The organism is Pseudoalteromonas sp. SWXJ133 (assembly GCF_015864365.1).
GTDB classification, from domain to species: Bacteria; Pseudomonadota; Gammaproteobacteria; order Enterobacterales; family Alteromonadaceae; genus Pseudoalteromonas; species Pseudoalteromonas arctica.
This window is the reverse complement of record NZ_JADYXJ010000018.1, coordinates 61001-75220: the sequence shown is the minus strand read 5'-3', so window position 1 is coordinate 75220 and position 14220 is coordinate 61001. Positions and strand designations below refer to the sequence as shown.

General features: G+C 39.5%; 11 protein-coding genes. 2 read left to right on the top strand and 9 right to left on the bottom strand.

The annotated features are described in order from the left end of the window. Nucleotides 1–91 precede the first annotated feature (91 nt). The 9 genes from ribBA to I6F40_RS13525 form a co-directional block, all read right to left on the bottom strand. Nucleotides 92–1204 carry a bifunctional 3,4-dihydroxy-2-butanone-4-phosphate synthase/GTP cyclohydrolase II gene (gene ribBA / locus I6F40_RS13565; RefSeq protein WP_010554580.1) on the bottom strand — a complete coding sequence of 371 codons (1113 nt, stop codon included), beginning with the start codon at nucleotides 1202–1204 and terminating at the stop codon, nucleotides 92–94. Between the two features lie 29 nt (nucleotides 1205–1233). After that, a complete protein-coding gene (locus I6F40_RS13560) occupies nucleotides 1234–1887 on the bottom strand; it encodes a riboflavin synthase (protein ID WP_197193056.1) in 654 nt (217 codons plus the stop codon). 26 nt (nucleotides 1888–1913) lie between these two features. Beyond that, complete coding sequence (gene ribD, locus I6F40_RS13555) at nucleotides 1914–3038, bottom strand: bifunctional diaminohydroxyphosphoribosylaminopyrimidine deaminase/5-amino-6-(5-phosphoribosylamino)uracil reductase RibD (RefSeq protein ID WP_197193055.1); 1125 nt, start codon at nucleotides 3036–3038, stop codon at nucleotides 1914–1916. 166 nt (nucleotides 3039–3204) lie between these two features. Further along, on the bottom strand, nucleotides 3205–3654 hold the full coding sequence (gene nrdR / locus I6F40_RS13550) for a transcriptional regulator NrdR (protein ID WP_002961761.1): 450 nt from the start codon (nucleotides 3652–3654) through the stop codon (nucleotides 3205–3207). Between the two features lie 104 nt (nucleotides 3655–3758). Further along, nucleotides 3759–5015, bottom strand: coding sequence for a serine hydroxymethyltransferase (glyA, locus tag I6F40_RS13545; RefSeq protein ID WP_024593690.1), 1257 nt, complete (start codon nucleotides 5013–5015; stop codon nucleotides 3759–3761). Nucleotides 5016–5284: 269 nt separating this feature from the next. After that, a complete protein-coding gene (thrC, locus tag I6F40_RS13540; RefSeq protein WP_197193054.1) occupies nucleotides 5285–6568 on the bottom strand; it encodes a threonine synthase in 1284 nt (427 codons plus the stop codon). Nucleotides 6569–6579: 11 nt separating this feature from the next. Beyond that, complete coding sequence (thrB, locus tag I6F40_RS13535; RefSeq protein WP_197193053.1) at nucleotides 6580–7515, bottom strand: homoserine kinase; 936 nt, start codon at nucleotides 7513–7515, stop codon at nucleotides 6580–6582. A gap of 9 nt (nucleotides 7516–7524) precedes the next feature. Then, nucleotides 7525–9942, bottom strand: coding sequence for a bifunctional aspartate kinase/homoserine dehydrogenase I (gene thrA, locus I6F40_RS13530; RefSeq protein WP_197193052.1), 2418 nt, complete (start codon nucleotides 9940–9942; stop codon nucleotides 7525–7527). A 228-nt stretch (nucleotides 9943–10170) separates the two neighbouring features. Continuing rightward, nucleotides 10171–10539 carry a response regulator gene (locus I6F40_RS13525; protein ID WP_166378119.1) on the bottom strand — a complete coding sequence of 123 codons (369 nt, stop codon included), beginning with the start codon at nucleotides 10537–10539 and terminating at the stop codon, nucleotides 10171–10173. 364 nt (nucleotides 10540–10903) lie between these two features. Here I6F40_RS13525 and I6F40_RS13520 point away from each other — a divergent pair, with 364 nt between their 5' ends. Both I6F40_RS13520 and rdgC read left to right on the top strand, forming a co-directional pair. Next, a complete protein-coding gene (locus I6F40_RS13520) occupies nucleotides 10904–12673 on the top strand; it encodes a sensor histidine kinase (protein ID WP_166378121.1) in 1770 nt (589 codons plus the stop codon). 368 nt (nucleotides 12674–13041) lie between these two features. Then, complete coding sequence (gene rdgC / locus I6F40_RS13515; RefSeq protein WP_007587156.1) at nucleotides 13042–13959, top strand: recombination-associated protein RdgC; 918 nt, start codon at nucleotides 13042–13044, stop codon at nucleotides 13957–13959. Nucleotides 13960–14220 lie beyond the last annotated feature (261 nt).

Below are 14220 nucleotides of genomic sequence, written 5' to 3'. Positions count from 1 at the left end.
CTAAAAATAAGTTCAAGCGGTTGCGATTGCGCAAAAATTGCTGCGCATCATACCATAAAAATAAAATAATAGCCTAGTTTAAGCGTGATGCTTATTGTGGCTCAACATAATCAACAACTTCTAAATGAAAGCCCGAAAGTGCATGGTACTTTTTAGGGCGACTCATTAATCGCATTTGTTTAATTCCAAGATCTGCAAGTATTTGCGAGCCTACGCCAACAGTACGAGATGTACCTTTGAATTTACGTGGCGTAACGCTTTCGCCAGCATCAGCTGCTGCGAATGCTTTTACAGTTGCCTCTAATTCTTCAGTGCTTTCTTGCTTACCTAAAATAACTAAAGCACCTTCATTTTTAGCGATATAAGCCATTGCCTCAGAAAGGCCCCAACTACGGTCAGCACTTCTGTCTGAAAGTAGGATATCGTTAAAAGTACTTTGCAAATGTACACGTACATTTGTCGGTTCTTGCTCTTTTATATCGCCTTTAAGCAATACGTAATGTAATTGGCCGTCAATTGTGTCTTTGTAAGTAACTAAATCAAATTCACCGTGAATAGTTGGTAACTTACATTTTGCAACTTGCTCAATTGTTGTTTCATTTAAGTTACGGTATTCGATTAAATCAGCAATAGTACCAATTTTAATATCATGCTCTTTCGCAAAAACTTCTAAATCAGGGCGACGCGCCATGGTGCCATCGGCATTAAGTATTTCAACAATAACAGATGATGCTTCAAGCCCAGCTAAACGCGCTAAATCACAGCCAGCTTCAGTATGTCCTGCGCGAGTTAATACGCCGCCAGGTTGTGCCATAATTGGAAAAATATGACCAGGCTGCACGATATCACTTGGTACTGCGCCTTTAGCTATAGCCGCTTGCACTGTACGCGCTCTATCTGCTGCTGAAATACCTGTAGTAACACCCTTTGATGCTTCTATCGACATTGTAAAGTTAGTCGAAAATGCAGCACCATTATTTTTAACCATTAAAGGTAAATCAAGTTGCTCACAACGCTCTTGCGTCATAGTTAAACAAATTAAACCACGGCCATGAGTCGCCATAAAATTAATAGCTTGTGCACTAATATGCTCTGCGGCAATAATTAAATCGCCTTCATTCTCTCTATCTTCATCATCCATTAAAATAACCATTTTACCGGCTTTAATATCGTCGATGATTTCTTGTGCGCTGTGTAAATTCATAAATTTGCTCGTGTAAGTTATCAGTTTCGTTATTTAATAAAACCCGCTTTAGCGAGTAAGCTCATCGAAATATCAGAGCCCGTTGGTTGCTCTGCACCTTTTATAAGGCGCTCTAAATAACGTGCAATTTGATCGACTTCTAAATTAACTTGAGTGCCTACTTTAAAGTGAGCAATTGTGGTTTGCTCACTCGTATGTGGAACAATTGTTAATTTGAATTTATTACCTTCTACAGCGTTTACTGTCAGGCTTATACCATCAATACATACCGAACCTTTGTACGGGATGTATTTCATTAAATTTTCTTCGGTTGTAAGCCAATATTCTGTTGCTCGAGCGTTTGCTGTAATGCTTGTAATAGTTGCTATGCCATCAACATGGCCAGATACTAAATGACCGCCTAAACGCGAAACAGGTTGCATGGCTTTTTCAAGATTCACCGTTTGCCCTAAAGCATAGTGAGCAAAACCGGTTAAACCAATCGTCTCGTTAGATAAATCAGCACTAAAACCGTCAATATGTTTATCAATTACGGTTAAGCAAACGCCATTGGTTGCAATGCTGTCGCCTAGCTTTACGTCTTCCATATCAAGGTCAGCACTTTGGATACGAATGGCTAAGTCGCCTTGTTTTTTTTGTAATAAAGCAATTTTGCCTGTGGCTTCTATTATCCCAGTAAACATAGCGCTACTCTTTTTATTAAGTGATTTTAATGAGTTTTTAACGCGGTGATACGTAAATCGTCACCAATGCGCGCACATTCATTAAATGTTAAATCAACGGTGTTTTGCATACTCGTCAATTCAGGAAAATTAACTAAACTTTTTGCATCATGGCCCATTAATTTAGGCGCCAAATAAAAAACAAACTCGTCAACTAAATCAAGCTCTGTCATTTTACCAGCAAGTGTTGCTCCGCTCTCAAGCCAAACATTATTAAACTGCAGTTGCCCAAGCTTTTCTAAAACAGCCTGTAAATCAACTTTGCCGTTACTTTCACTTACTTCAATATGCTTTACAAAATGCGGCCATTGCAGTGATTTATCAACCTTAGTCGTAAATATTATTACATCACTTTGGATTTTAAATAAAGCAAGGTTGGGCGTTAAACGATTCTGTGAATCAATTATAACACGCACGGGCTGGCGAAGCGGTAAATCGGTAGGTAGCGTGCAAGGCAACTCGCTTAGTCGCACATTAAGTTTAGCATCGTCTACTAACACGGTATCGGCACCGGTTAAAATAGCGCAGCTTTGCGCTCGGTATAATTGTACGTCTTGGCGAGCAGCGGGACTTGTGATCCACTTACTTTGCCCATTTTTAAGCGCTGTTTTACCATCTATGCTTGCTGCCATTTTACAGGTCACATAAGGTAAGCCTTGTTCCATTCGCTTAAAGAAGCCAACGTTAAGTGCGCGAGCTTGTGATTCAAGTAATCCATAAGCAACTTCAATACCGGCATCGCTCAGTATTTTAAGGCCTTTGCCTGCAACTTGTGGGTTTGTATCAACCATAGCGGCAATTACTTTTACAACGCCCGCCTTTTTTAAGCCTTCAGCACACGGTGGCGTACGCCCATAATGACTACACGGTTCAAGCGTTACATAAGCCGTTGCACCTTGTGCACTATTACCAGCTATTGCCAGTGCATTTACTTCAGCATGGCCTTGACCTGCTAATTGATGAAAACCCTCACCAATTATTTGATTATTTTTAACTAATACACAGCCAACATTAGGGTTAGGCGTGGTAGTAAACCGGCCTTTTTTGGCAAGTTCTATGGCGCGTGCCATATACATTTCATCATGTTCTGTAAAAGGAACTTGGTTAAGCATTTATTATACCAATTGCGTTAAATAAGTGGTCTATTATAGCGCTAAGAAAATAGCGCAATAACAAGGCGAAAATTATGACATATAGTTGTTCTATATGAATAATTTTTAACGCAGTGAGTGCGCTATTTAATGCGATAGAATGATCATGTTTTTAATAAAATTGGTATTACTCCCCTAAGCGGGCAATTTCTTCGCCAAATTCGCGTATATCTTCAAACGAGCGATAAACAGAGGCAAATCTTACGTACGCTACTTTATCGAGTTTTTTGAGGGCTTCCATAATGCATTCACCAACCAAATGGCTTGAAATTTCTCGCTCACCCGTTGCGCGTAGTTGCGATTTTATTATATTCACTACTTCGTCTACTTGCTCGGTGCTCACTGGGCGTTTTTCGAGTGCACGGTTTAAGCCATTTAAAAGTTTATCTTCGTTAAATGGTTCGCGGCTGCCGTCTTGTTTAATAACACGAGGCATAACCAGTTCAGCGCCTTCAAATGTAGTAAAGCGCTCGTGGCAGTCGTTACACTCACGACGCCTGCGAACTTGATGGCCTCCGCCAACAAGGCGTGAGTCAATTACTTTAGTATCTTTTGCGGTACAAAATGGACAATGCATAGCTCGGTACTTCCGTTTTAAAACAAAAAAGACCGCTAAATAGCGGTCTTTTATCTTAGCAAAAATTAGGGCTTATGTGCTCTAAATTACTGCCGCTTATGCAATTAAGCGTAAACAGGTAACTTTGCACAAATTGCTTTTACTTTTTCTTTAACTTGCGCCTGTACAGATTCATCAGTGATGTTATCTAGTACGTCACAAATCCAGCCAGCAAGCTCTTTTGATTCTACTTCAGTAAAACCACGACGAGTAATTGCAGGAGAACCAATACGCAAACCAGATGTTACAAATGGTGAGCGAGGATCGTTAGGCACTGAGTTTTTATTAACTGTGATGTTAGCGTTGCCTAGGGCAGCATCTGCATCTTTACCAGTGATATCTTTATCGATTAAATCAAGTAAAAATAAGTGGTTTTCAGTTTTGTCAGAAACGATTTTGTAGCCGCGCTCTTGCATTACAGCAACCATTGCTTTTGCGTTTTTAACAACTTGTGTTTGGTATACTTTAAACTCTGGTTGAAGTGCTTCTTTAAATGCCACTGCTTTTGCTGCAATAACATGACATAAAGGACCGCCTTGGCCACCAGGGAAAACAGCGCTGTTAAGCTTTTTGTAGATTGCTTCGTCGCCACATGCAGAAATAATCAAACCACCACGAGGGCCTGCAAGTGTTTTATGCGTAGTTGTAGTTACAACGTGTGCATGAGGAACAGGGCTTGGGTAAACGCCTGCCGCAATTAAACCCGCAACGTGAGCCATATCAACAAACAGATAAGCACCGATTTTGTCAGCAATTTCACGGAATTTAGCCCAATCAACAATACCAGAGTACGCTGAGAAACCACCAATAATCATTTTTGGCTTGTGCTCAAGTGCTAGTGCTTCAACTTGTGCGTAATCAATTTCGCCCGTTGCTTCATCTAGTCCGTATTGGATTGCATTGTAAAGCTTACCAGAGAAGCTTACGTGAGAACCGTGAGTTAAGTGACCACCATGAGCTAAGCTCATACCTAATACAGTATCGCCAGCGTCTAATAATGCTAGAAAAACAGCAGCATTAGCTTGCGAACCAGCATGTGGCTGCACGTTAGCGTAGTCAGAACCAAATAATTCGTTAGCACGGTCAATTGCTAATTGCTCAACAACATCTACATGCTCACAACCGCCATAATAACGTTTGCCTGGGTAACCTTCTGCGTATTTGTTTGTAAGCTGTGAACCCTGCGCTTCTAGTACGCGTGGGCTACAGTAGTTTTCTGAAGCGATTAGTTCGATATGCTCTTCTTGGCGAGCAGTTTCTTTGGTTATCGCGTCAAATAACTCTGGATCAAAATCCGAAATATTCATGCTACGTTCTAACATTGGGGTCTCCTAGGGCAACGTGTATGGTGTTTTTTAGAGGCTTTATTGTACGCTTTAAACGACTCTTTGCCTACGCTCTTAAGTTGAGGATATTTAAACAGGGATTGAAACTATTTCACAGCTCTTTTAAGATGATATTTTTTTATAAAGCCATAATAATTTTAAATGAATTATATTTACTACATTTAATTAGTAAATATAACTAAGTGTAATCATCCGTATAAAGTTATAAAAAAAGCGGCTCAAGCCGCTTTTCCTTGTAATTTAACTTAGCCTAATTTAGCGAGTATTTCGGTACGTAACGCGTCGTAATCGGCGTTCATGTCGCTTGCTAGGCATGGTTTTACTAGTGCATCAGCAAGTGGTTTTGGCATACCTAATTCAATATTTAGAATACCCTCTACGCTTTCTTTAAACTTAGCAGGATGAGCTGTCGCTAAAAAGATACCCGCTGCACCAGGTGCCCGATTTTCAACAAGACCTTGGTAAGCAATAGCAGTATGGGGCTCTGCAACATAGCCCGTTTGTTGAATTTTTTTCATCACGGCTTGCGTGTCTTGCTCGTTTACGCTTGTTGAATAAAAATTATCGTAGCTAAACCAGTTATTATCTAACATTGTTTGTACACGCGGCCAATTGTTTGGCTTACTTACATCCATCGCATTTGAAAGCGACTCAAGCGTTGCGTTTGGCGTCCAGTTTTTATCAAGCATAAAGCGCGGCACAGTATCGTTTTGGTTGGTTGTTGCGCTTAATTTACCTACAGGTAAACCAATAACCGCACCAATCATTGCGGCGCACACATTACCAAAGTTACCACTAGGTACTGATATATGTGCTGTTGCGCGTTTTTCTTTTGGTAGCTGTGCGATGGCTTCAAAGTAGTAACAAACCTGAGCAACTAAACGGCTAATATTAATTGAATTAGCTGAGTTAAGCCCAAGTGTTGATTTAACTTCTTCATCTAAAAAGGCATTTTTAACTAGCTCTTGGCAATCATCAAAGCTGCCCTCAACTGCATAACAATGAATATTATTACCAAGCGTAGTAAATAGCTTTTGCTGAGCAAGTGAAATTTTGCCTTTAGGGTATAAAATAACAACATCGATATTTGGTTTATTGTAAAAAGCATGCGCTACAGCTGCACCGGTATCGCCCGATGTTGCTGTTAAAATAGTTACTTTCTCGTCTTTATTAAACTGCGTTAAACACTCTGCCATAAAGCGACCACCAAAGTCTTTAAACGCAAGTGTAGGACCATGAAACAGTTCTAAACAGTATGTGTTCTCTTCAACTTCCACCAGCTTAACTGGAAAGTTAAATGCATTTTTAACCATTTGTGCCACAGTATCGCTTGGTAACTCATCACCAATTAGGTGAGATAATATTTTGCCGCTGCGTGTAACAAAGTCCATATCAAGCAATGCATCAACATCGGACAGTGGGGCTAGTGATTCTGGAAAAAATACACCTTGGTTACGACCCAAACCTGTTTTTACGGCTTCAACGAACGACACTTTTTGTGAGCTATCTTTTAAATTATGTAATTGCATGACTACCTATCCTATAAAACTGTTAATTGACGCGTGCCGTCGTTATCTAATTTACAAATGTGGCAAAAGCCTTGCTCGTTAATGTAATTGGTTTTTAACCACTGCGCGCATTGCTGTGCAGCTTCAAGTGTTTTACATACGCTAAACAAGGTGGGTCCGGCGCCCGAAATACTGACTATTTCAGCGCCCAGCGCTGGCAAGCTTGCTTTGGCTTCACTAAAGCCTTTTATAAGCGGTGCGCGGTAAGGTTCTGCTATTTCATCTTTCATTATGCTTAGCGCATCGTCAAAACGATTAGTTAACAGCAAGCTACTAAATGCCGACAAACGCTGAGCAAACTCAACACTTGCATGCATGCTCAACTCTTTTGGTAAAACAGAGCGCGCTTTTGCAGTATTAAGCGAAAAACCAGGAAACGCAGCAACGTAGTACCAGTTTTCATCAACAGGCAGTGCAATCGATTTATCAGGAATTAAATCACCTGTTAACTGCAAGCCACCTAAATAACATGGCGTGATGTTGTCGTAATGACGACCCCCGCTTACTACAGCTTCAAAGTCAGCCATCAGTTCAATAAGCTCAACCTGACTTAAATTAGTTTTTGCAAACTTATCAAGGGCAGCAAAAGTAGCCACGACCGAACACGCACTAGAGCCAAGTCCAGATCCAATTGGTAAGTTCTTTTTAAGCTCGAGCTTTACGCTTGGCATATTAGGCGCAACATGCGCTCTAAAATGCACTAAGCACTGGTACGCTAAATTATCATTAGCATCACTTGGTAACTTGTGAGCGTACTCGCCTGTGCAAATAAACTCGTCGCTTGGTGCTGCGCTTACAACGGCTACATCGCCTAATAAACTGCCATCAATTGGCGCAAGCGCTGCGCCAAGTGCATCAAAACCCACTGCAAAATTACCAATAGACGCCGGAGCATATACTTCAATCATAACGAGCTCCTAGCGCGATAACGTTTTTAAAATATCAGCAAATACACCCGCGGCTGTTACTTCCGAGCCGGCGCCATAACCACGAATTACAAACGGACGTGGCTGGTAATATTGGCTTAAAATAGCCAGTGCGTTTTCGCCATCACGAATGACACTAAGCGCATGCTTTGCATCTACCGCTTCAATACCTACTTTACAGTGGCCTTCTTTAATTGTGCCTACATAGCGAAGTACTCTGCCTTCGTTCGCAGCGCTTTTGATACGGTCGTTAAAATCAGCATCTAAGCTTGGTAGTTTTGCCATAAACTCATCAACGCTATCACCTTGTGCAAAACCTTGTGGCAATACAGACTCAACTTCAATATCGCTTAGCTCTAATTTCATACCGGCTTCGCGAGCAATGATCAACAACTTACGTGCTACATCGGTACCCGATAAATCATCACGAGGATCTGGCTCAGTAAAGCCACTTTCTTTGGCTTTAATAGTTGCCTCAGAAAGTGATAAACCATCTTGAAGTGCGCCAAACATATACGAAAGTGAACCTGATAAAATACCGCTAAACTCTAATAACTCATCACCGGCACCAAATAATGACTGTAAGTTGTCGATTACAGGTAAGCCTGCACCAACGTTTGTTTCGTATAAAAGTTTACGATTATTCTTTTGCGTTGCTGCAATTAAATCTTGGTAATACGTGTATGTGCTTGTTGTTGCTTTTTTATTGGCAGCAACCACATGAAAACCTGCATTTAAAAAGTCTACATACTGCGCAGCAAGTGCATCCGACGACGTACAATCAACAAGCACTGGGTTTACTAAATGATTTTGCTTAACAAACTGCTCTACAATTTTTAAATCAAACGCCTGCTCAGATGAGGCTAGTTTTTGCTGCCAATCACCAAAAGCAATACCTTCGCTATCTAGGTGTAATTGACGAGAGTTAGCAACACCATACAAGTTAAGTTTAATATTACGTTTTTCAAGCCACGCTTGCTGGCGCTCAAGCTGATTAATAAGCTCTTGCCCTACTAAGCCACAGCCTAGTAAAAACACATCAATTGACGGCATATGCGTGAAAAAGTTTTCATGGCATATTTTTACGGCGTCGTTACAAAGTTCACCATCAATCACGGCTGAAATAGCGCTTTCTGTAGAATCCTGTGCAATTGCCACAATATTTACTTGAGCTTGTGCAAGCGATGCAAAAAACTTAGCTGCTAAGCCACGGTGCGCGCGCATGTTATCGCCCACTAAAGTAACAATGGCTAAATTGCGCTGCACTTGTACAGGCTCAATAAGCCCTGCTTGTAGTTCAAGCTCAAATGCAGTTTGTAGCGCATCAAGTGCAAGTGCTAGGTCTGTTTCGTGTACACAAAAGCTAATGCTGAATTCGCATGATGACTGCGTGATCAATACAATTGATACATTATCGTGAGCAAGCGCGTTAAATACCTTAGACGCCATGCCTACTTTACCTTTCATACCAGGCCCTGAGACAGTTAGCATTGCAAGGTCTTGTAGGCTCGAAAGCGCTTTTACTGGCTCATCTGATGAATAATCGTTACCAATTAATGAGCCTTGTGCGTCTGGGTTATGCGTATTTTTAATTTCGCACGGCACGCCTGCTTTAGCACACGGTAAAATTGTTTTAGGGTGAAGTACTTTTGCACCAAAGTAAGAAAGCTCCATCGCTTCTTTATAAGATAAAAAATCTACTTTAGTCGCTTTTTTAATATAACGAGGATCAGCACTGTATACACCATCAACGTCTGTCCAAATTTGGCAAATTTCAGCTTCTAAACATGCTGCTGCAATTGCTGCTGAGTAGTCTGAGCCATTACGGCCAAGCGTTGTAAGCTCACCTTTATCATTACTCGCTGTAAAACCAGGCATGATATAAATAGTTGCAGGGCTTTCTTTGAGCACAGCTTGAAAGCGCGCTTTACTTGTTACTAAATCAGCCTCGGCGTCAATATAACCGCCAGTTGAAGCTATACAGCTTGTTGCTTCTAAGTATCTTGCATCGTGCGAGTTCAATAAAGCCTGCATTAAAGAAACGCTAACGCGCTCTCCAAAGCTAATCACAAATGCGCGAACCTGATCAGGGCAACATTGTATAAGTGACACGCCATCTAGTTTATTTTTAAGTTCCCTTAAGTTTGGCCAACTTGTAACTACTACACCACTTTTTTCAACGTCAGCTTTCAAACCTTCACAGCGGCTAACTAATGTTTGCCATTGCTGCGAAAAATCTAAGCCTTGTTCTGCAGCACTTGCAAGTGCGACTAGCGAATCGGTCATTCCACCGGGAGCAGAAAGTACCAAAAGCATTTCATCTTTTAATTGTACTTTAACTAGCTGAGCTACCTGTTGTAAGCATGCATAGTCGGCAAGCGAAGACCCACCAAATTTTAAAACTCGCATTGTTTATGTTCCTCATCCCATAAAACGAAAAAAGGCCTGTGTTCTAAGTGAACACAGGCCTTTAAATTTGTTGCACCGACCTATGCCACTATCCAGTAAGAATGATGGTTGTAATAATAATGGTCAGTACGCGATTAATTGTTTTCATATGTTAAGACTGCCTTAACAAAGGCTATGCTGTCAACCCTAAATTAAAAGATAAAACAGCCTTTTTTAACATGAAAAAACCTAATGAATGCCAAATTTATGCAGAATCTCATTCAGCCTAGATTTATTAATAGGCTTATTAACAAAGTCTATAGCTCCAAGTTCTATAACTCTGAACTTCATTTTTTCTTGTATATCGGCAGAAATCACTAACACAAAACACTCTATTTTTTCTGTTTTTATAGTCTCGAGTACTTGTATACCATCAACTTCAGGCATGGTTAGGTCTAAGCACAGTAAATCAAAGCTTTGTGCTCGTAAAAGTTCTAGAGCGTACGCTCCATTTATAGCTTGTTGTATTTCTGCGTCTATACATTCGTTTAAACACCGTACAACTTGCTTACGAGCAACTGCAGAATCATCACAAACTAATATCGAAAATTTCATCATGTTTACTACTACACAACCATTAAAGTTATTAAAAGGCTATTAAAAGGTTATTGAAATAATGCCTTCTTTTGCACTTAAGATACTTTAACACGTTCCTAAATACCCAACACATTAATAATTCAATTCAATGATAGATATAGAATAAATCTATTTTTTTATGGTTAACGAATCAAAGCGACAATCCTTAGCAGGTAACTAAATGACTAATCTATAACTTCGTTTGGCTACTTTGATCTTACATACCAGTTTTACTAATTAAAGTTACTAAACATTAACTTTTTTATTTATTTTTAGAGGTTTATTGACTAAATTTTAAATAATTATAGTAACGTCATAAAAATAACAAAGGATGTACAAGTCACCCATGTTAAAGAAAAGCCTTTCAAAAAAGCTACTGACTAGCGTTTTATCCGTTTATTTTTTACTTACCTTTGTAGTGACTTGCGGACAGGTGCTTGCCGAGTACCTCAACACTAAAGACTATATTCGTGACGAATTGAGTACATTACAAAAAACTTTTAGCCGTAGCTTAACGCGTGCAATTTGGGAGCTTAATACTAAGCAAACAATTACAACGGCAGAAGGTTTACTCGCCATCCCTATGATTGAGGGAATTATTGTTCGTGACGACAGCGGCGAAATTATTTCACAGTTAGGACGCTCGCTCGATATACACAAGCTTTATAACCAACAGTTAGTACAAGAGGAAGTTATTTTAGAAGATAGTAAATCAGGTTTATTTGGTTACACCTTCCCACTTATTTTTGAGTTTTCAGGTCGTGCTACCCAAGTCGGCGACGTTACCTTATTCTCAAGTCGAGAAGTTGTATTTAGTCGCATTATGGTATCAATCTACTTTTTGATTGGTAATGCGATGATTAAAACCACTTTTTTGATCATTTTATTTTTAATGGCATTTAGAAAACTTCTAACAGACCCTCTAGCTGAGCTCACTGAGCAACTAGAAAATTTAGAACTAGACGAGCTAGAAGGTCAACATATAGAAATAGAAACAGAAGAACATAATGAATTAAAAGTGATGGAGCAGTCATTTAACAATCTTATAGATAAAGTAGTTCAGTATAGAAAAGAGCTTGAGCACACCCAAAAAGAACTCATTATAAGTAACGAAAAACTCGATCATCACAACATACAACTTGAACAAGACGTAGCCCGTAAAACATCCAACTTAAGCCAAGCAATGATGGATTTACAGCAGCAAAAATACGAACTCGAAAAGCAAAAAATTGTCCTCACCGAAGAAGTAGACTTACGCCGCAGCACAGAGCAAGAGTTAATTACAAAGCAAACTGAATCTCAGCGCTATATAGAAGAGTTGAGCCTTGCACAGGAACGTTTACTAGGCACAGAAAAAATGGCTGCGCTAGGCGGACTTGTGGCAGGTATTACACACGATATAAACACCCCTATTGGGATAGGTGTAACGGCAATATCATTTTTACAAGAACGCTTAAATAAACTCGAAAATGCTTATACCGAAAAAACACTTTCGCCAAAAGCACTAGAAGAATTCATTAACGAAGCAAAACAAAGCACAAGCTTACTAACCACTAACTTAGATAGAGCTTCGGAGCTTATAGCTAGCTTTAAACAAATAGCGGTCGATCAAGCCAGTGAAGCAGTAAGAACCATTAACTTTAAAGATTACACTAACGAAGTAATACGCTCACTGCACCCAAAACTAAAAAAGACATCCCATACTATAAAATTAGAATGTCCTGATGATTTAGTTTTAAATCTACCTGCTGGGGCTATAAGCCAAATTTTTACTAACCTAATTATGAACTCACTTATTCATGGCTTTGAAGGTAAAAGCAACGGTGTAATGGATATTAAAATAAGCGCTGATGACACCAACTTAACTATTGATTACAAAGATGACGGTAACGGTGTTACTAACGAGCAATTAAAAAAATTATTTGACCCATTTTTTACTACCAAACGCGATGAAGGCGGTAGCGGATTAGGCACCCATATAATGCTTAATTTGGTCAAGCAAACCCTTAGTGGCTCTATTGATGCAACGAGTGAACCGGGCAAAGGTCTGCGTTACTATATTCAATTTCCGAAGAACATGGCTAAGCCACTGCCTATTTTTGATAAATATGAATAAATAAAAGTATATGCATTAAATTATTAGGGCGTGTTGATCTTTGGTGGTTGAATTTGCAGCAACATATTTGGTTTTTAGGCAAGGCAGAGCCTATGTAGTGTGGTTATTTCCCATAAATAGGCGATAACGCAGCATAAATACCAAACATGCGCTGCCCTTTGGGTTCTTTCTAGGGACGATTAACTCTTTGTTGCTCGGTTTTTACTTAGTCCACTAGGTTACAAACCTCGCGCCGCGATTTAATCGCCCCTAGATTGAACAAATTTCAATCCATAAAGTTCAACACGCCCTAGTAACAAATCAGTCATTTCGAGATACTGTTTTTATTGCTATGATTGTACAAATTTTTCAAATGGATCAATTCCCCTATGTGGTTTAGTAACCTTATTTGTTACCGCTTTAAGCAAGACGTTTCATATACTCAAGAAGACTTTGATAAAGCATTAGAGCAAGATTTATTTCGCCCATGTACTGGTCAAGAGCTTGCAACATTTGGTTGGACAAAAGCGTTTGGAAAACATGGCGATACGCTATCGCATTTTTCTCAAAAAAGTATTCTAGTTTGCGCTAAACGCGAAGAAAAAGTACTCCCTGCTTCTGTCATTAATGAACTAGTTGCTGAGAAAGTTGATCTGATAGAAGCTGAAGAAAACCGCCCAGTTAAAAAGAAAGAAAAAGACGAATTAAAAGAAAACATTCTTCATACTCTTCTACCTCAAGCATTTAAAAAGTCGAGCTTACAATTTGCCTTTATTGACCAAGAAAACGGTTGGGTTGTTGTAAATAGTGGCAGCTTTAATAAAGCAGAAGAGCTACTAGCACTACTTCGTAAATCGTTAGGAACGCTTCCGGTTGTACCTGCGTTTGCTAACTACGATCTAGATGTGTTTTTAACTGATTGGTTAACTAACTTTAGTACACCAGAAGGTTTTGCTATTGGCTCAGACGCTGAACTTGAAGAAGCAGACGACAGCGGCGCGCAAGTAAAGCTTAAAGGTCATGATCTATCGTGTGATGAAGTTAAATCGCATTTAGAAAGTGGTAAACGCGTAACTAAACTTGCGCTTGACTGGCAAGAGCGTCTTAAGTTTATGCTGCAAAACGATGGCTCTATCAAACGTTTAAGCTACTCTGAAACTCTAAAAGAAGAAAACGCAGATATTCCTAAAGAAGATATGGCTTTAAAACTTGATGCTGACTTTATTTTAGCTTCTGAAGAAATAAAGCAATTACTTGAAGAACTAACTGCAGGTTTAGGTGACGTTGAGGATTTAGAAAAAGCGTAAATACCATAGTACCAACCTACATAAATATTTAAGCAATTTAAATAGCATATAAGCAGGTTGGTATAACAGATAAAAATCCGATAGCGGTTTACTGCTATCGGATTTTTTTATGAAATTTAGAAGCACTTATTTATATCTTAACCGCGAACAGAATTTAGCTAACGATCGACGTATTAAAACCTAAGGTAATCATCTTTCGAATAGGAGATTACAGCATGATTCAAAGGTTCAAAGGTTCAAAGGTTCAAAGGTTCATCAAGG

Excerpts from the sequence above, each read along its gene's own strand:
- thrB (WP_197193053.1), bottom strand. The coding sequence starts at position 7,515 with ATGATTGAAGTATATGCTCCGGCGTCTATTGGTAATTTTGCAGTGGGT.
- nrdR (WP_002961761.1), bottom strand. The coding sequence starts at position 3,654 with ATGCATTGTCCATTTTGTACCGCAAAAGATACTAAAGTAATTGACTCA.
- ribD (WP_197193055.1), bottom strand. The coding sequence starts at position 3,038 with ATGCTTAACCAAGTTCCTTTTACAGAACATGATGAAATGTATATGGCA.
- I6F40_RS13520 (WP_166378121.1), top strand. The coding sequence starts at position 10,904 with ATGTTAAAGAAAAGCCTTTCAAAAAAGCTACTGACTAGCGTTTTATCC.
- glyA (WP_024593690.1), bottom strand. The coding sequence starts at position 5,015 with ATGTTAGAACGTAGCATGAATATTTCGGATTTTGATCCAGAGTTATTT.
- rdgC (WP_007587156.1), top strand. The coding sequence starts at position 13,042 with ATGTGGTTTAGTAACCTTATTTGTTACCGCTTTAAGCAAGACGTTTCA.
- thrC (WP_197193054.1), bottom strand. The coding sequence starts at position 6,568 with ATGCAATTACATAATTTAAAAGATAGCTCACAAAAAGTGTCGTTCGTT.
- thrA (WP_197193052.1), bottom strand. The coding sequence starts at position 9,942 with ATGCGAGTTTTAAAATTTGGTGGGTCTTCGCTTGCCGACTATGCATGC.
- ribBA (WP_010554580.1), bottom strand. The coding sequence starts at position 1,204 with ATGAATTTACACAGCGCACAAGAAATCATCGACGATATTAAAGCCGGT.
- I6F40_RS13525 (WP_166378119.1), bottom strand. The coding sequence starts at position 10,539 with ATGATGAAATTTTCGATATTAGTTTGTGATGATTCTGCAGTTGCTCGT.
- I6F40_RS13560 (WP_197193056.1), bottom strand. The coding sequence starts at position 1,887 with ATGTTTACTGGGATAATAGAAGCCACAGGCAAAATTGCTTTATTACAA.